The sequence below is a fragment of the Clostridium nitrophenolicum genome (genome assembly GCF_055391695.1).
This window is the reverse complement of sequence record NZ_AP042469.1, coordinates 5,163,754-5,186,029: the sequence shown is the minus strand read 5'-3', so window position 1 is coordinate 5,186,029 and position 22,276 is coordinate 5,163,754. Positions and strand designations below refer to the sequence as shown.

At 31.9% G+C, this 22,276-nt stretch carries 18 protein-coding genes; 15 read left to right on the top strand and 3 right to left on the bottom strand.

The genetic code is table 11. The annotated features are described in order from the left end of the window. Positions 1 to 44: 44 nt before the first annotated feature. The gene (locus tag ACZ5N4_RS24625) at positions 45 to 1,826 is read right to left on the bottom strand and encodes a carbon starvation CstA family protein (protein ID WP_464205203.1); all 1,782 of its coding nucleotides are present in this window, start codon (positions 1,824 to 1,826) and stop codon (positions 45 to 47) included. Positions 1,827 to 2,051: 225 nt separating this feature from the next. Continuing rightward, entirely contained in the window at positions 2,052 to 3,842 is a 1,791-nt protein-coding gene (locus ACZ5N4_RS24620) for a carbon starvation CstA family protein (protein WP_464205201.1), read from the bottom strand. 291 nt (positions 3,843 to 4,133) lie between these two features. Here ACZ5N4_RS24620 and ACZ5N4_RS24615 point away from each other — a divergent pair, with 291 nt between their 5' ends. The 8 genes from ACZ5N4_RS24615 to ACZ5N4_RS24580 all read left to right on the top strand — a co-directional run bounded on the left by ACZ5N4_RS24615 (position 4,134) and on the right by ACZ5N4_RS24580 (position 12,724). Continuing rightward, a complete protein-coding gene (locus ACZ5N4_RS24615) occupies positions 4,134 to 5,765 on the top strand; it encodes a LytS/YhcK type 5TM receptor domain-containing protein (protein ID WP_464205199.1) in 1,632 nt (543 codons plus the stop codon). A 7-nt stretch (positions 5,766 to 5,772) separates the two neighbouring features. Further along, positions 5,773 to 6,540 carry a LytR/AlgR family response regulator transcription factor gene (locus ACZ5N4_RS24610; protein ID WP_464205197.1) on the top strand — a complete coding sequence of 256 codons (768 nt, stop codon included), beginning with the start codon at positions 5,773 to 5,775 and terminating at the stop codon, positions 6,538 to 6,540. Positions 6,541 to 6,600: 60 nt separating this feature from the next. After that, positions 6,601 to 7,005: a bacteriohemerythrin gene (locus ACZ5N4_RS24605; RefSeq protein ID WP_464205195.1), complete on the top strand. Its 405-nt coding sequence runs from the start codon at positions 6,601 to 6,603 to the stop codon at positions 7,003 to 7,005. A gap of 55 nt (positions 7,006 to 7,060) precedes the next feature. Next, positions 7,061 to 8,713 (top strand): sensor histidine kinase, encoded by a 1,653-nt coding sequence (locus ACZ5N4_RS24600; protein ID WP_464205194.1) that lies wholly within the window; start codon positions 7,061 to 7,063, stop codon positions 8,711 to 8,713. 13 nt (positions 8,714 to 8,726) lie between these two features. Beyond that, positions 8,727 to 10,058, top strand: a complete 1,332-nt coding sequence (locus ACZ5N4_RS24595) for a sigma-54-dependent transcriptional regulator (RefSeq protein ID WP_464205192.1) — start codon at positions 8,727 to 8,729, stop codon at positions 10,056 to 10,058. A 206-nt stretch (positions 10,059 to 10,264) separates the two neighbouring features. Beyond that, positions 10,265 to 11,488 carry an ammonium transporter gene (locus ACZ5N4_RS24590; RefSeq protein WP_464205190.1) on the top strand — a complete coding sequence of 408 codons (1,224 nt, stop codon included), beginning with the start codon at positions 10,265 to 10,267 and terminating at the stop codon, positions 11,486 to 11,488. 197 nt (positions 11,489 to 11,685) lie between these two features. Further along, positions 11,686 to 11,976, top strand: coding sequence for an MTH1187 family thiamine-binding protein (locus ACZ5N4_RS24585; RefSeq protein WP_464205188.1), 291 nt, complete (start codon positions 11,686 to 11,688; stop codon positions 11,974 to 11,976). A 178-nt stretch (positions 11,977 to 12,154) separates the two neighbouring features. Then, positions 12,155 to 12,724 carry a response regulator gene (locus tag ACZ5N4_RS24580; RefSeq protein ID WP_464205186.1) on the top strand — a complete coding sequence of 190 codons (570 nt, stop codon included), beginning with the start codon at positions 12,155 to 12,157 and terminating at the stop codon, positions 12,722 to 12,724. A gap of 70 nt (positions 12,725 to 12,794) precedes the next feature. Here the strand turns inward: ACZ5N4_RS24580 and abc-f are convergent, their stop codons facing one another. After that, a complete protein-coding gene (gene abc-f, locus ACZ5N4_RS24575; RefSeq protein WP_464205184.1) occupies positions 12,795 to 14,708 on the bottom strand; it encodes a ribosomal protection-like ABC-F family protein in 1,914 nt (637 codons plus the stop codon). A gap of 324 nt (positions 14,709 to 15,032) precedes the next feature. Between abc-f and ACZ5N4_RS24570 the strand changes: the two genes are divergently transcribed. From ACZ5N4_RS24570 to ACZ5N4_RS24540, 7 genes are all read left to right on the top strand, one after another. Beyond that, positions 15,033 to 15,665: a redox-sensing transcriptional repressor Rex gene (locus ACZ5N4_RS24570; RefSeq protein WP_464205182.1), complete on the top strand. Its 633-nt coding sequence runs from the start codon at positions 15,033 to 15,035 to the stop codon at positions 15,663 to 15,665. A gap of 235 nt (positions 15,666 to 15,900) precedes the next feature. Next, positions 15,901 to 16,365: an adenine nucleotide alpha hydrolase family protein gene (locus ACZ5N4_RS24565; RefSeq protein ID WP_464205180.1), complete on the top strand. Its 465-nt coding sequence runs from the start codon at positions 15,901 to 15,903 to the stop codon at positions 16,363 to 16,365. A 176-nt stretch (positions 16,366 to 16,541) separates the two neighbouring features. Next, a complete protein-coding gene (locus ACZ5N4_RS24560; protein WP_464205178.1) occupies positions 16,542 to 17,432 on the top strand; it encodes a sulfide/dihydroorotate dehydrogenase-like FAD/NAD-binding protein in 891 nt (296 codons plus the stop codon). Next, entirely contained in the window at positions 17,432 to 18,817 is a 1,386-nt protein-coding gene (gltA, locus tag ACZ5N4_RS24555) for an NADPH-dependent glutamate synthase (protein WP_464205176.1), read from the top strand. The genes ACZ5N4_RS24560 and gltA overlap by 1 nt, the downstream gene beginning before the upstream one ends. 160 nt (positions 18,818 to 18,977) lie before the next feature. Beyond that, positions 18,978 to 19,385: a C-GCAxxG-C-C family (seleno)protein gene (locus tag ACZ5N4_RS24550; RefSeq protein ID WP_464205174.1), complete on the top strand. Its 408-nt coding sequence runs from the start codon at positions 18,978 to 18,980 to the stop codon at positions 19,383 to 19,385. 25 nt (positions 19,386 to 19,410) lie between these two features. Further along, entirely contained in the window at positions 19,411 to 20,319 is a 909-nt protein-coding gene (locus ACZ5N4_RS24545; protein ID WP_464205172.1) for a DNA-3-methyladenine glycosylase family protein, read from the top strand. 416 nt (positions 20,320 to 20,735) lie between these two features. After that, positions 20,736 to 22,223, top strand: coding sequence for a 4Fe-4S dicluster domain-containing protein (locus ACZ5N4_RS24540; protein ID WP_464205171.1), 1,488 nt, complete (start codon positions 20,736 to 20,738; stop codon positions 22,221 to 22,223). Positions 22,224 to 22,276 lie beyond the last annotated feature (53 nt).

Genomic DNA, 22,276 nt, shown 5'->3' with positions numbered 1-22,276 from the left:
TGAATATTTAAAGAATTCACAGTGTGGATTTAACATTTGTTTTACTATACTGTTTCGTTAGTAGATTGTTTTATATTTTTTAAGTCTTTTACCCATACTTTTACGCTTTCAACTAATATGATTACTACAAGTACAACAAGAAGTAAGGACATAGCTGCTAATAAAATTTTACCTTTAGGTAAGTAGTTGCCAAAGATATTTTGAAGAGCAGCATCTAAAGTTATAATTGCTATAATTACCATTGGTATAGCTGTAATTAGAGCGTATTTTGCTTTACCCTTTTTAATTATTATTGTAGTACCTATTGCAAAGGCTATAGCTGCTAGCATTTGATTTGCAGTACCAAATAAAGGCCATATTGTAGATACATTACCTGTGTATAATAGATAGCCCCAGCTAAATGATATTACAGCACTAAAGAATATCATATTGAACCAAGAATCCTTATTTTCAAAAGGTTTGTGGAATTTTCCACATAAGTCTTGAAGTAGATATCTGCCTATTCTTGTACCAGCATCTATTGTAGTTAAGATGAATAATGCTTCGAACATTATACAGAAGTGATACCAGTAAGACATTAAATGATCAAGCCCAGGTATTTTATAAAATACGTAAGACATACCTACCGCAAGTGATACAGAACCACCAGGTCTTCCTGCCAAGTTTTCTCCCACCATTTGTGAAAGCATTGGAAGTTCTTCTGGAATCATATGAAGTTTAGCAAATACTTCAGGAGCTGAGTTTATAGCAAAGTAATCTGCAGTTGGAAGGCAAGTAGCAGCTATTAATGCCATTAAAGCAACAAAGCACTCTAAAAGCATAGCACCAAAGCCTATAGGAAGTATGTCTTTTTCACTAGCTATAAGTTTAGGAGTCGTACCTGAGCTTACAAGTGCGTGGAACCCGGATAGAGCACCACAAGCTATGGTGATAAATAGGAATGGGAATACTTTTCCTGGAATTATAGGGCCACCACCGTGTATAAATTGAGTGATAGCTGGCATTTGTACAGTTGGTCTAACTATTATTATACCAATTGCAAGGGCGCCTATGACACCAAGCTTCATGTACGTACTCAAGTAGTCTCTTGGAAGTAGTAAAAGCCATACTGGAAGCGCAGCTGCACAGAATCCGTAAATAGCAAGTATAAGTGACATTTGTTTTGCATTAAATGTTAAATAAGGAGCTAATGCTGTATGCTGGATAGTTGGTCCGAGTATAACACCTACTAAAATAAGAGCCATACCTATTATAGTAGCTTCACCTATTTTACCAGGCCTTAAGAATTTTAAATATAAACCAATTAATATAGCAACTGGTATAGTGAATCCAACTGTAAAAGTTCCCCATGGACTGTTATAAAGTGAACTAACAACTGGTAATCCAAGTCCAGCCATAGCTATTATTAATATGAATAACACAGCTATAGAAGTAACAAATCCCATTCTAGTTCCAAGATTTGTTCTAGCAATTTCAGCAATAGATTGTCCATCATGTCTAACGGAAGCAAAGAGCAATACCATGTCATGTACAGCGCCTGCAAATACGCCTCCGATTAGAATCCAAAGAGTTCCAGGTAGATAGCCGTATTGAGCTGCAAGAACAGGTCCTATAAGTGGTCCAGCGCCTGCAATAGCTGCAAAGTGGTGCCCCATTAATACCCACTTATTAGTAGGCACATAATCATGTCCATCTTCATGTACTTTTGACGGAACTTCTCTGGTTTCATCAATAACTAAAACTTTTGCTGCTATGAATGCGCCATAGAACCTGTAGGCTAAAACTAATACAAGTGCGGAAATGATAACAAGTACTATTGAGTTCATTAAAAAACCCCCTTATAAATTTATATTATTGCTTTTCCTATCAAGTAAAGCTTTACTTGATATATTTTAATAATATTACGCAAATTGCGACAATTCTATATTTATCAACTGAATGGCAAAAATATAAGGGTGATTGGTAATCTATAGAGGGTGAATAACAAAAATAAAAGAACAAGTGTAGCTTTATAATTACACTTGTTCAATATAAACTAGATTATTATTCTTTTAAATGGCTTTTTTTGTTGCATAGTCTTTGTTGCTTGAATCATTCCAATATTTTTTCCAAACTTTAACGCTTTCAAATACTATAACAACAAGCATAATGATGAGAAGGAATGAAAGCGCTGCTAATAATATCTGACTGTGTGGTAAGTAGTTTGAGAATATATTAATTAGTATAGCGGTTAAAGTCGTTATAGCCACAAAAACCATTGGGATTATAGTTATAAGAGCATATTTTTGTTTGCCCATTCTAATTATAACTGTTGTACCAATTGCAAAGGCTATAGTTGCAAGAGTTTGGTTTGCAGTACCAAATAGTGGCCATATTGTTGATATATTTCCTGTATATAGTAGATACCCCCAAGTACAAGACATAAGTGCACTAAAAAATATTATATTAAACCAAGAATCTTTTTTTGCAAATGGTTTATAAGCTTGTCCAAACAAATCTTGAAGTAGGTACCTTCCTATTCTTGTACCAGCATCTATTGTAGTTAAAATAAAGAGTGCTTCGAACATTATACAGAAATGATACCAATAAGCCATTAAGCCTTTAAATCCTGGAATTTTATAAAATACATAGGACATACCTACAGCTAATGATACGGATCCACCCGGTCTTCCAGCAAGTTCTTCTCCAACCATTTGTGAAAGCATTGGAAGTTCTTTTGGAATCATATGAAGCTTAGCGAATACTGCAGGAGCTGAATTTATAGCAAAGTAGTCAGCTGTTGGTAAACAAGTAGCAGCTATTAATGCCATTAAAGCTATAAATGATTCTAATACCATTGAGCCATAACCTATTGGTAGAATATCTTTTTCATTAGCTATAAGTTTAGGTGTTGTACCTGAACTTATTAATGCATGAAAACCTGATAAAGCACCGCACGCAATTGTTATGAATAAGAACGGAAACACTTTACCTGGGATTATTGGTCCGCCACCATGGATAAATTGGGTTATAGCAGGCATTTGAACAACTGGCCTAACAATTATTATTCCTACTGCGAGACCACCAATTACGCCTAATTTCATATAGGTACTTAGATAATCTCTTGGTAATAATAATAGCCAAACCGGTAAAGCCGCTGCGCAAAAACCATAAATAGCAAGTATAAGTGACATCTGTTTAGCGCTAAAAGTTAAATAAGGAGCTAAAGCTGTATGTTGAATATATGGTCCAGCTATTACACCTACTAAAATAAGAGACATCCCTATGATAGTCGCTTCACCAATTTTTCCTGGTCTTATAAATTTAAGATATACACCTATAAGCATAGCAACGGGGATAGTAAATCCAACAGTGAAAGTACCCCAAGGACTGTTATAAAGTGAGTTAACAACTGGTATTCCAAGACCAGCCATAGTTATAATTAGTATAAATATAACGGCTATAGAAGTAACAAGCCCCATTCTACTGCCTAAGTTTGCCTTTGCAATTTCAGCTATAGATTGTCCATCGTGTCTAACCGAAGCAAATAGTAGTATCATATCATGTACAGCACCGGCAACTACACCACCAATTAAAATCCAAAGAGTGCCTGGCAGATAACCAAATTGTGCTGCAAGAACAGGCCCTATAAGCGGTCCTGCACCTGCAATTGCTGCAAAGTGGTGGCCTAATAGTACCCACTTGTTAGTAGGAACGTAGTCTCGTCCATCTTCGTGAACTTTTGAGGGAACCTCCTTATTTTCATCAAGAGCTAAAACTTTTGCTGCTATGAATGCACCGTAAATTCTGTAGCCTAAAGTTAATACAAGGGCAGCAATAATAACTAAAACGATAGAGTTCATGTTTATAAATCCTCCTTCTAAATTATGCTAAGTTTTTAACATAAATAAACTGTTAATAAATATAAGTTAATTGATAGTTTTAAATTTTATTAAATCGATTACATGTATAATAATAATATTTAACATGAAATTAAAATATATAAATGCGCTGAAAGGATAAAAAACGACAATGAACAGTAAAAATTAAACCCTAACTGACAAAATATTGACACCAAATTCACATTATTATGATAAAAACATACAAATATTTTTATTTTGATATATAATATATATATTAGGAGGAGGGATAAAATGATATATATACAACTATTAGAACGTATGGCTTTGATTGCACTAGCAGCGTATATATACAACCAATCCCATATTTTTAAAAATTTAATTAAGGATGATTTAAAAGCCAGAGACAAAATTGGAATGATTATATTTTTTAGCGTTCTATCTATCATAGGAACTTATACAGGTGTAAACTTGGAGCCTTATGCTATAGCTAATACGAGACCTATTGGAGCCATAGTAGCAGGATATGTAGGTGGACCTGTAGTTGGTGTTTCTGTAGGATTAATTGCAGGAACTCATCGATTTTTACTGGGTGGTTTTACTGGACTAGCTTGTGGCATTGCTACAGTAGTAGAAGGAATTATGGGAGCATTAGCAAGAAAATATTCTAAAGACGGAGCATTCAGTGCTAAAAGTGCTTTTTTAGGAGCTATAGCAGCAGAAAGCCTTCAAATGCTAATACTATTGATTTTTTCAAGACCTTTAGAAGATGCGGTAGAATTGGTAAAATTTATAGCACTACCTATGATACTTATTAATTCTTTTGGAGTAATTATATTCATAAATATAATACAGAATGCTAGAAATGAATATAACAGGATTGGTGCAATAAAAGCTCAAGAGGTATTAAATATAGCTAAGAGAACAATGGGACACATGAGAAAAGGACTAAGTGAAGAAACTGCTAAAAGTGTAGCTGAAATTATATATGAAATATCTAATATAAAAGGTGTTTTTATAGGTGATAAAAAAGGCCTTTTAACTTATTGTGGTGAAAAAATAAGTGAAGATGAATTAAAACACAACTTAGAAGCCTATTATGAATGCCCAGACTATTCAGTTATTAAATTTACAAGTAATAATAAACAAGTATTTTTTGTGTGTGCACCTTTTTTAGTATCTAACGTAGGATTTGAAGGAGTACTTGGTTTAAAGGTAAAGTCGGAAAAAAGTATTGATTCATATTTTTGGGAATTCGCAAAAGAGCTAAGTGACTTGCTGTCTACGCAGATAGAATTGCATAAGTTAAATAAGTTAGCTGAGGAAGCATCTGTAGCAGAATTTAAGGCTCTGAGAGCACAAATTGAGCCACACTTCCTATTTAATGCTTTAAATACTATTGCATCATTTTGTAGAACAAATCCTGTAAGAGCTAGAGAGCTTATTATTGATCTTTCAAATTATTTTAGACAAACTCTTAAGAGGGCAGAAGATTTTGTTCTTTTAAAAGACGAAATTGAGTTTTTGCAATCATATTTATCTATTGAAAAGGCAAGATTTGGAGAAAGATTGAAACTTATAATTGATATACCAGAAGATATGATGAATATAAAGATGCCAGTATTTATACTTCAGCCTATTATAGAAAACTCAATAAAACATGGAATATTGCCTAAACCAGAAGGTGGGAGTGTGCTCGTTAAAGCATCTTATATTAAAGATGAAGTAGTATTCTCAATAGAGGATACGGGACTGGGAATGGAAAAGGAAAAGCTTGCAGAGGTTACTACTATATGGCCTGGTATAGGACTAAAAAATGTAAATGAAAGATTAAAGTTATTGTATGGGGAAGATCATGAGTTAAACATAGATACTAACTTGAATTATGGTACGAAAGTTAGTTTTTTGATACCAAAGGAGGTATAGACTTTTAATGGATAAATTAATATGTGTCATTGTAGAGGATGAAATACCAGCAGCAGAAGAATTAAAATATTTACTTTCTCAATATAAATATATACATGTTAAAAAAGTAGCTTATGATGGTAAAGATGGCTTGGAAGCGATAAAAGATGTACATCCTGATGTAGTATTTATGGACATAAATATGCCTCTTCAAAATGGCATTGAGTTAGCTAAGCAGGTAAAGAACTTTGACAATTCTATAGATATAATATTTGTCACTGCCTATGAGGAGCATGCTATAGAGGCATTTGAAGTAAATGCACTGGATTATATATTAAAACCTTTTGATGAAAAAAGAATTAATAAGACTATTGAGAGACTAGTTAGCAAACGAAAAATCATAAGCACAGAAGAGAGACTTCCTGATATTATAAATGAAATAATAAATAAGATTGATAAAGGTGAAAAGCTAGTAAAAAAGATACCCTGTGAAAGAAGGGGGAAAATTATATTAGTTGATTTAAAGGATGTTTATTTTTGTTATATAGAAGGTGAAAAAACCTACGTGAAAACTAAAGATGAAAGTTTTTTAGTAGGGTGTACCTTACATCAAATAGAAGAAAAGACAAACTTCTTTAGAGCCCATAGAAGTTATATTGTTAATATAGATAATATTAAAGAATTATATTCATGGTTTAATGGTACCTATAAACTTGTAATGAATGATATGGAAAAATCGGAAGTGCCGATAAGTCGAAATAATGTGAAAAAATTGAAAGAATTACTTGGAATTTAGTCATTTTTCTGTAAAATATTTTATATAAGGAGCTTTTCAAGTAGGAGGAAAAATACAAATATGATGCACTTGTTTACGGATAGATTGTTAGTAAGCATTGATAGAATTGATGAACAACATAGAATAATTTTTGAGACAGTTGGAAAATTTCAAGATGCCTGCAACGAAGGGAAATCTGTTGAGAAGATTAATGAATTGTTTAATTTGTTGAGGGTATATCTTGAGGAGCATTTTAAACAAGAAGAAGAATATATGCTCCAATATGCTTATCCAGAGTATGAAACACATAAAGAAAGGCATAATGTATTTATGCGTAAGCTTCATTTATTAGATAGCACAATTAAACCCGATCACATTTCAATTACTAAATTAGTGGAAATTAATGAATTTTTATCAGAAGGATTTGTTACGCATCTTTCGGAAATAGACAGCAAGCTTGGAGAGTTCTTAAGAGATAAGTTATAGTATATAGAGTTAATTTAAGGAATTATAAATATAAATTTTTAATTATAGGTGAATTATGAATTTGAAAAGCAAATCTATTAAACTAAAACTACTTCTGTATTTTACAGTAGTTTCTATGATTTTACTTTTAGCTATAGGATTGTTGTTTTTTAAAAGTAATAATGCCGCAATAGGAGTTTCAAAGCAAAAAGAACTTAAAACCTTAGCGGAGGAAACAGGAAATAAAGTCGAGAGATTTCTATTTGAAAGATATGGTGATATACAGGTGATGTCTGCATCGCCTGTTTTGACGCGCGAAGATTTTAGTGATAACGTTAAGCTTGAATATATACAGAGTATAAGAAATGCCTATAAAACATATGATTATATTCTGACTGCAGATAGCCAGGGAAAAGTTAAAGTAGTATCAGGGGATACAAAGGGAGATATAAATTATACAAAGTGGATCAATTATGCTTTAAAAGGCAATATATTTATATCTGATTTCATCTACTTGCCTGAAGAAAACAACTATGTTATTTATATGTTAGCACCCTTGATAAATAGTAAAGGTGTTATTAGCGGAGTTGTAGTTGAAAGAGTAAATTTTGAAGCTATAGGCAATATAGTAAAGAATGTAAGACTTGATAACTCAGGCTATGCTTACTTGGCATCGGACGTAGATTCTACAATATTCTATCCCCAAAAAGATTTTAAACCAAATATAAATTTCAAAATAGATGCGGAAAACATACACTATGCTAAATACGGTAAAAGTCAATATGTTTCTACCTTTTACTTGTTAAATAAATATAATACTCAAAAAGATAATTGGTACTTAGTTGTAGAGCAACCAGAAAAAGATGCATTTAAGGTTAGCTACAGCTTGAGAAATTACACTATTATTGTTATGCTGATCTCTATACTTGCTATATTTATTTTGGCACTAATAACTTCTGATCGTATAACAAGGCCATTTAATGTAATGACATCTAACTTAAAATCTATGGAGCAGAGAGTAATTAAGATATCAGATGAGTTAGAGAAGAGTGTAATCAGAGCAAAGAATTTAGAGGCTTTAGCAACTATGTCTGCAGGAATGGCACATGAAATAAGAAATCCATTAACCTCCATAAGAGGATATGCACAATATATTCAATTAGAGCTTAAGGAAGATGATAGGCTGCAAGAAGATATATCTATAGTGATAGATGAAGTAGATAGGCTTAATAGAATAGTAGATAAGTTTTTAAACTTTGCTAGACCTAAGGAACTTGATTTGAAGCCTGAAAATATAAATGAAACAATACAGTCAACATTAAAAATAATTGAAAAAGAACTAATTAACAATAATATAACGCTGCATGTACAATTTAATAAAGTTCAATTAACAGCCATAGATCATGACCAAATTCAACAGGTATTACTCAACATATTCACTAATTCTATTCAGGCTATGCCAGGTGGAGGGATTTTAAGTATATCAACTGGTCTTAGCAGGGAATTTAATATGGTCTATGTTGAGATAAGTGATACGGGAGTAGGCATAAAGCCAGAAGATTATGATAAAATATTTGAACCATTTTTTACAACAAAAGATACTGGAGTTGGACTTGGGCTCTCTATTTGCTCAAGAATAATTGAAAACCATAAAGGATTTATGGAGGTAGAAAGTAGTTTAAATAAAGGTTCAAGATTTACAATAAAAATTCCGGTGCTAGAAGCATGATACGGAGGATAATATGAGAAAAAACTGTATACTAATTGTAGATGATGAAAAAAATGTGACAAAGCTTTTAGATAAGGTATTTAAGAAGGAAGGATATGTAACACACACAGCCTCTTCTGGAAAGGAAGCTTTAGATATATTAAACGAACATTATGTAGATGTAGTTGTTACAGATATCAAAATGCCGGGTATGAATGGTATTGAGCTTTTAAGTGAAATAAAGAAAATAGATTCATCAATTAACGTAATTTTGATAACTGCTTTTGCTACTGTTGGAACAGCAATAGAAGCATTAAAAATGGGAGCAAAAGATTACATTGTTAAGCCTTTTAAACTTGAAGATGTGCTTTTATCTGTAAATAATGTTGTTGGAAATAACGAAAAAAGTGATGATGATAACTCTACCCAAGATTATTTTACAAGTAAAAGTATTAAGATGGATAAAGTTACAGATCTCATTAAACAGGTAGCAGACAGTAAGACTACAATAATGATTTACGGTGAGACTGGTACTGGAAAAGAACTTGCTGCGAAAGCTATTTACAGCTTGAGTGATAGAAAAGATAAGCCTTTTATTAAAGTTAACTGTGCAGCTATACCTGAAACTCTTCTTGAGAGTGAATTATTTGGTTATGAAAAAGGTGCATTCACTGGGGCTACTATAAGTAAGCCAGGAAGATTTGAGCTCGCAGATGGTGGAACCATATTTTTAGATGAAATAGGTGATATTACTCCACTTATGCAGGTAAAACTATTAAGAGTGTTGCAGGAAAGAGAGTTTGAGCGTTTAGGAGGTACGAAAACCATAAAAGTGGATGTTAGGATTATAGCAGCTACTAATAAAGATTTAAGTGAAATGGTGAAGAAAGAAAAGTTTAGGCAGGATTTATATTATAGACTAAATGTTGTTCCAATAAAGTTACCTCCGCTTAGAGAAAGAAAGGAAGACATACCTTTATTAGTAGAATATTTTTTATTAAAATCCTCTTCAATTTCGGGAAAAAGTAAAAAGAATATGTCTCAAGAGGCTGTAGAAAAATTGATGTATTATAATTGGCCAGGGAATATAAGGGAACTTGAAAACGTGATTGAAAGGTGTGTCGTAATAAAACATGGAGAGTTAATAGGGTTAGAGGATTTGCCTGAATATATAATAAGTTATAAAGAAGATAATGAAGAGATGGTATCCTATAAGCTTAATTCTGCAGTTGATACTGCGGAAAGAGAAACTATTTTAAAAACTCTTAGAGAATGTAATGGTAATAAAACAAAGGCTTCTGAGGTTTTAGGAATAAGTAGAAGATCTTTACACAGAAAAATTATAAAATACAATATTGAAGGATAAAAATAGGGACAAAAATGTCACACAGTGACGTTTTTGTCCCTATTTTTAATTTGTTAACTTAGATAAAAAAATTAAGTCAAACACAAATCTTTGAAAACATTTACTTATAGAGTTAAAAGTAAAATTAAAAAGCCTATAATATTTGGCATGAGAATTGCTTTATAAAAAACGTAATTTATTATTTTATTTTTAGGAGGAATTTTGAAATGGGAAACATTAATACAGGAGACACAGCGTTAGTATTAATTAGTGCAGCGTTAGTTTGTCTTATGACACCAGGGTTGGCGTTTTTTTATGGTGGACTTGTAAGAAAGAAAAACGTATTGACAATTATGATGCAGAATTTTATTTCTATGGGTGTTGTTACAGTCATATGGGTTTTTGGAGGCTTTAGTTTAGCCTTTGGAAAAGATATAGGCGGATTAATAGGTAATTTTCAATATTTTTTACTAAATGGAATTGGGATTTTGCCCAATCCAAGTTATGGATCAACCATACCGTTTCTTGCTTTTTTCGTATACCAGGAGATGTTTGCAGTAATTACTCCAGCACTTATGACAGGTGCCTTTGCAGATAGAGTTAATTTTAAGAGTTATCTAAAGTTTCTTATGTTTTGGAGTATACTCATTTATGTGCCAGTAACTCACTGGATATGGGGAGGTGGATTCCTTGCAAAAATGGGAGTTGTTGATTTTGCAGGTGGAATAGTTGTTCATGTAACAGCAGGGGTCGCAGCACTTGGTACAGTAATATTTGTTGGTAAGAGGAAGATACTTCCAGAAGAAAATACGTCACCACATAATATAGCCTTTGTTGCTTTAGGTACAGGATTATTATGGTTTGGATGGTTTGGATTTAATGGAGGAAGTGGACTTGCTGCCAATGGTGTAGCAGCTATAGCCTTTGCCAACACAGATATTGCAGGCTCTGTAGCAATGATAATATGGCTTATTATATCTTGGACTCACGAAAAGAGACCAAGCCTTGTCGGATCTTTGACTGGCGCTGTAGCAGGCCTTGCGACTATAACCCCTTGTGCAGGATATATAGAACCTTGGGCAGCTGCGATAGTAGGCTTAATGGCAGCTGTAGTATGTTACTTAGCTGTTGAGCTTAGAAAGAAGCTTGATTGGGACGATGCACTAGATGTATGGGGAGTACATGGTGTTGGAGGTATACTTGGGTCAATTTTAGTAGGAGTTTTTGCTAGTAAATCTGTGAATGGTGTAAGTGGATTAATTTATGGAAATGTTCATCAGTTTGGTGTACAATTATTTGCAGTAGCACTTACGGCAGTTTATTCTTATGCAGTTACCTGGGGAATATTAAAAGTTGTAAATGTATTTGATCCAATAAGAGTACCGGAAGATGTAGAAATAGAAGGACTCGATACTGCTATTCATGGTGAAGTAGCGTACGACTTATTATAATAATTTTAAAAGTAAATATCTATACTTTCTCCTTATAAAAATAGTTACTTAAAAGTTACACTTTTAAGTAACTATTTTCATATTAATCAGTTATAGTTAAAGCTAGAATGTTCATTGACTTAATGGATAATAATATATAATATAAATATATAGTTGATAGTTAGAAAATTGTGTAAGAATCATGGAGGATTTAGAATATGGCAATTGCAAATGTAAGTTTACAAGTTCTACCGGTGGTCCCTGAAGAAAAACTATACGACGTAGTAGATAGGGTTATAGAATATATAGATTCCTGTGGAGTAAAATATGAAGTTGGACCAATGGAAACTACAATGGAAGGAGAATTAGATGAACTTTTGGAAATAGTAAAAAAGGCTCAAGAAATATGTATAAATAACGGAGCCGAAAGAGTTGCCTCTGTTGTAAAAATAGATTACAAAGCACAGGGAATAACAATGGAAGAAAAAATAAATAAATATAGAAAATAGATTTAAAAATATTTAACTTTAGGATTTGCTTTGTACTTGTAATCAGGTTATCAAAAATTAATTAATAATATCTCTGATAATGTGCTCATATTAACTAAATATACTCAAAATTGGTTGAAAAACAGGAATTTATAGGGTAAAATCATATTGAAGTAGATTGTTAAATGGTGGTGAAACCATGAAAAAAATACTCGTTATTAATGATTGTAAATTTGAGAGTATAGTTATGAAAGATTGCTTAAGTGATATTGGATATAGTGTTAAAATTGCCAGTGAGTATGATGCTATAATTGAAACAAGAAAGTTTCAGCCAGATATACTTATAGCTAATTTAATTATGAAAAACACAACAGGAGATAAACTCATAAGTAAAATTAAATCTGAGAACTCCCAAATAATATGTTTACTTTCATCGTGTGATCCAATAAAATTGGAGGATTTTATCGAAAATAAAGTAGATGAAGTTATTAATACTCCAGTGAATAAAGACAGGCTATCTGAAACTTTAGATAAGGTAACTAAAGATTGTGATAATATTAAAATTAGAAAAAATAGTGTAGATACAATAATCAAAAGATTAGTTAATAAAAGCAATAGGAAACAAGAAGATGTTTCACTAGATAAAAAATCGAGTCTATCAGTAAGTAGATTTTTATTTTGCCCATTTTGTGGACAAAGATTTGATGAAATTTCTCAGGGATTCTCATTTTGTCCTTATTGTGGTAAGACATTGCAAACTAGTAAATAAGTGCATTACGTTGACTAGATTAAATAACTTTAAAATAAAAAACAGCTGACAATATCAGCTGTTTTTTGATTTACAATAAGCTTTCCCACTCTTCGTATAAATCATCTAGATCATTTTGGGAATCTAGTAGTTGTTTATTTATATTTTCGCTTTTTTCCGGATTGGAATAGACATCTTCAAGACAAAGTTGATTTTGTAACTCTACTATATATTTTTCTAGGTTTGAAATCTCAGTTTCTATATTTTTAACTCTTAATTTTTTTTCTTTTTCTGCTTTTTCCACTTCTCTTTTTTTCTTTTTCTCATTTTGTATTTGTGTTTTTGTTTTTCCAAAACTCTCTTCTTCCAATTGAAACCTTAGTGGATTCTTCTTTTTCTCTATATAGTAACTATAGTTACCTAAATATTCTCTAACTCCATCTTCATTTAATTCATATATTTTACCTATAACCTTATTTAAAAAATATCTATCATGGGATATTACGAGAACAGTACCATCATATCCCATAATGGCATCCTCTAAGGCCTCGCGAGACACTATATCAAGATGGTTTGTTGGTTCATCTAATAATAGAAAGTTGGATTTAGAAAGCATAAGCTTTAATATATTGATTCTACATTTCTCTCCTCCACTTAAGGAAGATACCATTTTAAAAACGTCATCGCCTCTAAAAAGAAAAGCTGCTAAAGCATTTCTGATTTCAGTTGTAGTTAGTTCAGGGAAATCATCCCATACCTCATCTATAACAGTATTCTCTGGATTTATATTAGCTTGCTCTTGCTCATAATAACCTATAAAGACATTTTTACCAAGGCATGACACACCATTATCTGGAGAAATTTCATCCATGATTATTTTAAATAGAGTGGTTTTACCTCTGCCGTTTTCTCCTATAAGAGCTACTTTCTCACCTTTTTTAATATCAAAGTTGAGATCATAGAATAAAGTTTTATCTCCGAAGCTTTTACTCAAATTTTCCACATGCAACACATCGTTACCGCTTTTAATTTGAGTTTCAAAGGTTACATTACCTAATCTTTCTTCTTTATCGGGAGCTTTTATTCTTTCAATTTTATCTAGAGCTTTTTGTCTGCTTTCTGCAGCTTTTACACTTTTTTCACGATTGAAAGACCTATATCTTTCAATTATCTCTTCTTGTCTTTTAATATCTGCTTGCTGAAGAGTATATGCTTTTAATTGTACTTCATAATTTTTCTGTTTTAAATCAATATAAGAAGTATAATTACCATTATAACAGTTTACATGTCCGTGTATTAATTCGAAAGTTTTATTTGTTATGGCATCTAAAAAGTATCTATCATGAGATATTATGATTATGGTTCCTTTGTATGCATTTAAGTATTCCTCTAACCATTCAATAGCATCTAAATCAAGGTGATTTGTAGGCTCATCTAATAATAAGATATCAGGTTTTATTAAAAGAAGTTTACAAAGAGCAACTCTAGTTTTTTGTCCTCCGCTTAAGACTTCTATAGGCTTATTATAATCCTGTTCTGTAAAGCCGAGACCTTTTAATACCTTACTTATTTCAGCTTTGTAAGTATATCCACCTCTATTTTGATAAAGCTCTGAGGAGGTGGTGTAATCTTTAATTATCTTATTATGATATTCTTCTTTACTAGAGTCATAAGGTTCATTCATTAATAACTCAAGCTTCTCTAATTTATTTTCTAAATTTATTAGATCCTCGAAAACAGTAAGAAGCTCACCATATATAGTGCTTGAAAAATCTAATGAAAGATGTTGAGATAAATATCCTAAAGTTTTATTTTTATCTATAAATAATTCTCCATTATCATAATCAATTTGATTAGTGATAATTTTGAAAAGTGTAGACTTTCCTGCACCGTTTGGTCCTATTAATCCAACTCTTTCGCCCTCATTTATGTTGAAAGTAACATTTTCAAGTATGACATCTATTCCAAATCCTTTATTAATATCTTTACAACTTAAAACTACCATAAGTTCACCTTCCTTAACCATTAATATTTTACTATGGTTGAAGATTTTTTTGTAGATTAATTTTGATAATTTAACACAATAATTAAATATAATAGCTTTGCATAAGAATTATTTACTAATTAAAAATTTATATTAAAAAATTTGATAGCAAAAAGAATGAGAAAAAGACAATAATAGATAGTAATAAATAAAAAATATACTATTGACATATTATATAATTAAATAATACTATAAAAAGTGGGATGAAGTAATAGTTAAATGATAAAATATAAACAATGTGTTTAGGAATTATATTAATTTGTGGTATACAAGTGGAGGTGCAGAATGGATAAGAAAAAAAATATATCAATGGCTGTAATAAAAAGATTACCTAAGTATCATAGATACCTAGCAGAATTAATGAGAAATGATGTTGATAGAATATCTTCAAAAGAGTTAAGTGAAAAAATAGGCTTTACAGCCTCACAAATAAGACAGGATTTAAATTGTTTTGGAGATTTCGGACAACAAGGTTACGGCTATAATGTTAGTGAATTATATAACCAAATAAGTGGAATATTGGGACTTACTAAGGAATATAAAACAGTAATAGTAGGAGCTGGAAATATAGGTCAAGCAATAGCAAACTATTCGCAATTTGAAAAATTAGGGTTTACGTTAAATGGGATTTTTGATATTAATCCTAAGCTTATGGGACTAAAAATAAGAGATATAGAAATACAGGATATAGATTATCTAGGTGATTATTTAAAAGAAAATCCAACAGATATAGGAATAATATGTGTTCCAAATAATAATGCTCAAAAAATTTGTGAAACTTTTGTTAAAAATGGCGTTAAGGGAATATGGAACTTTGCCCCGATTGACTTAGTTGTTCCAGAAACCGTGAAGGTTGAAAACGTACACCTTAGCGATAGTTTACTTACACTTAGTTGTTTGCTAAATGACATAGAATAAATAAAAAAAATATAAAATTTAAATTTATAAATATCAGAAATTAGCATAATTATACGCTAATTTTCTGCATATTTGTAAATTTGATATTGAAATGCATAATACTGGAAGTGTATAATGGTAATTGAGGTATATACTTTAATTATTTTTTGTAAACGTTTGTTATAATATTAACAAAAAGTTTATTTATAATTAAAGTAGATTTGAAGACCGTTAAATCATGGGGGGGATTATATAAGTGAATATAGTAGTTTGTTTGAAGCAGCTGTCAGACACAATGGAAGTAAAAATAGATTCAAAAACTGGGATTGCTATAAAGAGATGTGGGTTACCTATAATCAATTCACAGAGTGAAAGCATACTAGAGAAAGCATTAGAATTGAAAAGAGATAGAGGAGCTAAAGTTACAGTAATATGTATGGAAACTCTCCATTCGGAAACGGTGTTAGAGGAAGCAATAGCTATGGGCGCAGATGAAGGCATACTCATATCAGATAAAAGCTTAGCTGGAGCAGGAGAAGTATCTATATCAAGTATATTAGCTGCAAAAATAAAAAAATTAAATTATGATATATTATTTATTTCAAAACAGGTTATAGAAGATAGTGATGAAGAAATTGCCACGGAAATAACCAGGTATTTAGGGACTCCAAGAATTATTTTTAGAGAAACAATAGACTTTAAAGATGCAGAGTTGGCTTAGATTTTTTCTTGAAAAAATTATAAATTTAATACATTAAATTCCCTCAATTTCAGATTTTTATATAAATTTATACAAATTATCGATTAGTTATACAAAAATAAATTTAATATGTTATAATTAAGTGGGGATGAGAGTGCGATTAATATATTAAACATATTTTACGGAGGGGAATAGAAATGTACAAAATTGTAGACAAAAGATTATTGGCGCCAAACATTTATCTAATGGATGTAGAAGCTCCAAGAGTTGCGAAATCATGTTATCCTGGACAATTTGTTATAGTAAAAATGGATGAAAGAGGAGAGAGAGTACCTCTAACAATCTGCGATTATGATGCAAAAAAGGGAACTGTAACTATAGTATTCCAAACACTTGGTGATTCTACTAAGAGAATGGCTGAATATGAAAAAGGTCAAAATTTTACAGATTTTGTAGGGCCATTAGGACAAGCATCAGATCTTGTTCATGAAGATATAGAAGAATTAAAGAAAAAGAATATAATCTTTATAGCTGGCGGTGTAGGTACAGCACCAGTGTATCCACAAGTTAAATGGCTCCATGAAAATGGAATCGATGTAGACGTTATCGTTGGATCTAAATCAAAGGAATATTTATTACTTGAAAAAGAAATGATGGCTGTATGTAAACATTTATATGTTGCTACAGATGATGGAAGCTATGGATATAAGGGACTTGTTACAAACCTATTAAAAGAACTTATAGATAATGAAGGTAAGAAATATGATCACGTGGTAGCTATAGGACCGATGATCATGATGAAATTTGTTGCTAAGCTTACAAAAGAGTATGGAATTAAGACTGTAGTAAGCTTAAATCCAATAATGGTTGATGGAACAGGAATGTGTGGTGCTTGTAGAGTAACAATTGGCGACGAAGTAAAATTTGCTTGTGTTGATGGACCAGAATTTGACGGACATCTAGTAAATTTTGATGAAGCAATGAGAAGACAAGCTATGTATAAGAGTGAAGAAGGAAGAAAAATTTTAAGAGAAGTAGAAGGCGACACTCATCATGGAAAAGGCTGCGGATGCGGAGGTGACAAATAATGGACAGAATGAAAAGGATACCAATAAAAGAACAAGATGCAAAAGAAAGAAGCACTAATTTTGCTGAAGTTTGTTTAGGATACACTAACGAAGAGGCAATGGAAGAAGCATCAAGATGCTTAAATTGTAAAAATCCTAAATGTGTAGGAGACTGTCCTGTAACAATAAGCATCCCAGAGTTTATATCAAAGGTTAAGGAAGGAAACTTTGAAGAAGCGGCTAAAATTATAGCTAAATCAAGTGCACTTCCAGCAGTATGCGGAAGAGTATGTCCACAGGAATCTCAATGTGAAGGAAAATGTGTACTTGGTATAAAGGGAGATGCTGTAGCTATAGGTAAGCTTGAAAGATTTGTTGCTGATTGGTCAAGAGAAAACAATATAGACTTATCCGAAACAAAGCCTAAGAACGGTAAAAAGATTGCTGTAATAGGAAGTGGTCCTGCAGGACTTACTTGTGCAGGAGACCTTGCAAAGCTAGGATATGAAGTAACTATATTCGAAGCACTACATGAAGCAGGTGGAGTTTTAGTTTATGGAATTCCAGAATTCAGACTTCCTAAAGAAACAGTTGTTAAACACGAAGTTGAGAATGTTAAAAAGTTAGGCGTTAAGATAGAGACTAACGTTATAGTTGGTAGAACTGTTACAATAGATCAACTTGTAGAGGAAGAAGGCTTTGATGCAGTATTCATTGGATCAGGTGCAGGACTTCCTAAGTTTATGGGAATACCAGGAGAAAACTTAAATGGAGTATTCTCAGCAAACGAATTCCTAACAAGAAATAATCTAATGAAAGCATTCAAAGAAGATTATGATACACCTATAAGAGTAGGTCAAAAGGTAGCTGTAGTTGGCGGCGGAAACGTTGCTATGGATGCTGCTAGAACCGCATTAAGACTTGGAGCAGAGGTTCATATAGTTTATAGAAGATCAGAATCAGAACTTCCAGCAAGAGTTGAAGAAGTACATCATGCAAAAGAAGAAGGTGTAATACTAGACATTCTTACAAATCCTACAGAAATCATAGGTGATGAAAATGGATGGGTTAAAGGCATGAAGTGTGTAAGAATGGAACTAGGTGAACCAGATGCATCAGGAAGAAGAAAACCTGTTGTTGTAGAAGGTTCAGAATTCATAATGGACGTAGATACAGTAATTATGTCCCTTGGAACATCACCAAATCCATTAATATCTTCAACTACAAAGGGCTTAGAAATAAATAAATATAAGTGTATAGTAGCAGAAGAAGAAACTGGTCTTACATCAAGAGCAGGAGTATATGCTGGAGGAGATGCCGTAACAGGAGCTGCTACAGTTATACTTGCTATGGGAGCAGGTAAAAAAGCTGCTAATGCTATTGATGAATTCTTAAATAAAAAGTAAATTGTGTTAATATGAAATTTACAATGCTGTATTAGCTTTAAGACTAATACGGCATTTTTTTATATGATTTGAGCAATGATTATTAAATAATATTTATTTCATGATAGGAAAAATTGTTGTAAAATGTATAATATAAAGTAAAAAAATTGGAGGTAGAGATATGTTAGTAGAAAAGGTAAAAAAATACTACGGAGAGGAATATGATTTGAATTGTGCGGAAACCATAATATATGCAGCTAATGAGGAATATAATTTGGAATTGGACAAAAAGACTTTAAAGACAATGGCTGCTTTTGGTGGCGGTATGGCAATTGAAAGCGTATGTGGTGTAATTACTGGTTCTTTGGCTGTATTAGGGATACTCTTTACTAAAGAAAGAGCTCATGAAAGTGATAGAATTAAAGAGCTCACAAAAGAATTTTTTAATAAATTCGAAGAGAAGTTCGGAACAAACAGCTGCAATAAACTGAAAGAAGGATACAGAACTGAGGAAAGTAGATGCAGTGTCATGTTGTATTCAGCAGCAGAAATATTAGACGAAATAATTATAAGAGAGAGAGCAGAATAACTCTCCGTGTGTGGGAGGCAATAGTATGGATTTTAACTACATAGAAACTTTTGAAAATAGTATAGTAATAAAAGGTGTTAGGAATTTTGAGCTGGATCATATATTTGAATGTGGGCAGTGCTTTAGATGGAATAGGCAAGAGAATGGCAACTATATAGGAGTGGCTTTCGGTAGAGTAATAGAAGTAGAAAAAAAAGGCGAAGATGTTATAATATTTAATACAACTGAAGATGAATTTAATAGTATATGGAGTAATTATTTTGATTTATACAGAGATTATTCAGAGATAAAGAATGTACTAAGTAAGGATTCTATCCTAGAAAAGTCAGTAGAGTTTGGACATGGAATTAGAATACTTAGGCAGGACCCCTTTGAACTGATAGTTTCATTTATTATATCGGCAAATAATAGAATACCTATGATTAAGAGAGCAATAGAAAAGATAAGTCAAAAGTGGGGTAATGAATTAGAATACAAAGGGAAAAAATACTTAGCATTTCCTACGATAGAGCAGCTTAATAAAGCAACAGAAGAAGAGTTAGAGAAATGTGGCACAGGTTTTAGAGCGAAGTATATAAAGAATACAGTAGATAATATTTATGCTAACACAATAAAGAAAGATCAATACGATGAAAAGTATGATATTGATTGGATAAAATCCCAGGAAGATGATATATGCCACAAGGAACTGCAAAAATTTATGGGAATTGGACCTAAAGTTGCTGATTGTATAATGCTGTTTTCGATGCAGAAATACTCAGCATTTCCTGTTGACGTATGGGTAAAAAGGGCAATGCATTATTTCTATTTAGCCCCAGATGTGTCTCTAAAAAAGATAAGAGAATTTGGTATTAATAAGTTTGGAGAGTTATCAGGATTTGCGCAACAATATTTATTTTATTATGCTAGGGAAAACCACATAAATATTGATTAGTTGATTGTAGGATTTTATGAACCGAAAATTAGCTTATACACTAGAACATACTGCTAATACTTAAATTTAAAATACATGATTTTTAGTTGAGAGTTGAAAATTGCCAACTCTCAACTATTTATTTGCTCTCTTCTTCTATAAAAATTACTAACTTAGATTATAGTGTAAATTAACTTGTAAGTTATTTTATTTATAATTTTAAACAGTTTATATTTAAGTATTCTAAGTGTATAAATATTTTATAAAAATTTTTAATGTTTTGCCATTAAAAAACTGTTACATATTTTAAAATAATCTGTTATAATGTATAAGGGCTTGAATAAAGCTGATAAAGCTAACTGTATTATAAAATTAATTTTATAATTTAAATTCGTCATTGTAATATATTGATATATTTTTACAGGAGGGATATAGAAATGATAGCGTTTGAAACTCAATTAAAAAAGCTTAAATACTTAGTATTAAAAGAAGTAGCTTGTATGGCTAAAGAAAATAGAATAAATAAAGAAGAATTAGAAAAGGTTCCTTTTGCCATTGTACCAGGAGAAAAGGCTCAATACAGATGTTGTGTTTATAAAGAAAGAGCAATTGTTTATGAAAGAGCAACCTTAGCTTCGGGATTTATACCAAATAAAGGTGTTGAATCAGAAATAACTGAAATTAAAGATGATGGACAAATGTTATATGTATTATCAGCAGCTTGTGATAAGTGTCCTATTGATAAGTATACTATAACAGAAGCCTGCAGAGGATGTATTGAGCATAAATGCATGGAAGTATGTCCAGCTGATGCTGTAACTAGAGTTGCTGGAAGAGCATATATAAATCAAGAACTTTGTAAAGAATGTGGAATGTGTAAAAAAGTATGTCCATATAATGCTGTTGCGGAAGTAATGAGACCATGTAAGAGATCTTGTCCTACTGGTGCATTGGATATTAACCCTTCAAATAAAATAGCTGTTATAGAAAAAGAGGAATGTATAAATTGTGGTGCATGTATGGGAGCATGTCCTTTTGGAGCTATATCTGATAGAAGTTACATTACCAACGTAGTTAAATTGCTATCAGAAAAAAAGAAGGTATATGCAGTAGTAGCACCAGCTATAACAGGGCAATTTGGGCCTAAGATAACAGTTGGACAAATAAAAGAAGCTTTTAAGCAAGTAGGCTTTTTTGATATGGTTGAAGCAGCTTGTGGAGCAGATGCTGTAACTGTTCATGAGTCAAATGAATTTGCTCATAGAATGGAAAGAGGCGACAAATATATGACTAACTCATGCTGCCCAGGATTCATGAGTTATGTAGAAAAGAAATTCCCAGATCAAGCAGACAAGATATCTGGTACAGTGTCACCTATGGTTGCGACAGGAAGAATGATAAAAGAGATGTACAAGGATGCTGCTGTAGTATTTATAGGTCCATGTACTGCTAAAAAAGCTGAAGCAAGTAGAGAATCAGTAAAAGATGCTGTAGATTATGTTTTAACATTTGAAGAAATAGCAGCCTTAATGGGAGCTTTTAATGTAGATCCTGAGAATTGTGAAGATACAGTTATTGATGATGCTTCTATATTTGGAAGAGGCTTTGCACAAGGCGGAGGTCTCACTGCTGCAATAGAGAATTATGTAAAAGAAAAGGGACTTGAATCAGAATTTACCCCTGTTAAAGCAAGTGGAATGGATGAAATTAAGAGAACTATGACTATGGCCAAGACAGGAAGATTGCAAGGAAACTTTATAGAAGGTATGATGTGTGAAGGCGGATGTATAGGAGGCCCTGCAGCTATGGTTTCTATTATGAAGTCCAGACCTCAGCTAACTAAGTTTAGTGGACAATCTACTAAAAAATCCGTACTTTCAAATGAAAACCTAAATAAATTTGATGAAATAAATTTAGATAGATAATTATTTAACTTTGAGTAAAGCTGGGCTTTATTCAAAGTTTTTTTTATTTTGTA

Bases quoted from the DNA above. Each gene is read 5' to 3' on its own strand.
- ACZ5N4_RS24625 (WP_464205203.1), bottom strand. From the start codon at position 1,826: ATGAACTCAATAGTACTTGTTATCATTTCCGCACTTGTATTAGTTTTA.
- ACZ5N4_RS24620 (WP_464205201.1), bottom strand. From the start codon at position 3,842: ATGAACTCTATCGTTTTAGTTATTATTGCTGCCCTTGTATTAACTTTA.
- ACZ5N4_RS24615 (WP_464205199.1), top strand. From the start codon at position 4,134: ATGATATATATACAACTATTAGAACGTATGGCTTTGATTGCACTAGCA.
- ACZ5N4_RS24610 (WP_464205197.1), top strand. From the start codon at position 5,773: ATGGATAAATTAATATGTGTCATTGTAGAGGATGAAATACCAGCAGCA.
- ACZ5N4_RS24605 (WP_464205195.1), top strand. From the start codon at position 6,601: ATGATGCACTTGTTTACGGATAGATTGTTAGTAAGCATTGATAGAATT.
- ACZ5N4_RS24600 (WP_464205194.1), top strand. From the start codon at position 7,061: ATGAATTTGAAAAGCAAATCTATTAAACTAAAACTACTTCTGTATTTT.
- ACZ5N4_RS24595 (WP_464205192.1), top strand. From the start codon at position 8,727: ATGAGAAAAAACTGTATACTAATTGTAGATGATGAAAAAAATGTGACA.
- ACZ5N4_RS24590 (WP_464205190.1), top strand. From the start codon at position 10,265: ATGGGAAACATTAATACAGGAGACACAGCGTTAGTATTAATTAGTGCA.
- ACZ5N4_RS24585 (WP_464205188.1), top strand. From the start codon at position 11,686: ATGGCAATTGCAAATGTAAGTTTACAAGTTCTACCGGTGGTCCCTGAA.
- ACZ5N4_RS24580 (WP_464205186.1), top strand. From the start codon at position 12,155: ATGAAAAAAATACTCGTTATTAATGATTGTAAATTTGAGAGTATAGTT.
- abc-f (WP_464205184.1), bottom strand. From the start codon at position 14,708: ATGGTAGTTTTAAGTTGTAAAGATATTAATAAAGGATTTGGAATAGAT.
- ACZ5N4_RS24570 (WP_464205182.1), top strand. From the start codon at position 15,033: ATGGATAAGAAAAAAAATATATCAATGGCTGTAATAAAAAGATTACCT.
- ACZ5N4_RS24560 (WP_464205178.1), top strand. From the start codon at position 16,542: ATGTACAAAATTGTAGACAAAAGATTATTGGCGCCAAACATTTATCTA.
- gltA (WP_464205176.1), top strand. From the start codon at position 17,432: ATGGACAGAATGAAAAGGATACCAATAAAAGAACAAGATGCAAAAGAA.
- ACZ5N4_RS24550 (WP_464205174.1), top strand. From the start codon at position 18,978: ATGTTAGTAGAAAAGGTAAAAAAATACTACGGAGAGGAATATGATTTG.
- ACZ5N4_RS24545 (WP_464205172.1), top strand. From the start codon at position 19,411: ATGGATTTTAACTACATAGAAACTTTTGAAAATAGTATAGTAATAAAA.
- ACZ5N4_RS24540 (WP_464205171.1), top strand. From the start codon at position 20,736: ATGATAGCGTTTGAAACTCAATTAAAAAAGCTTAAATACTTAGTATTA.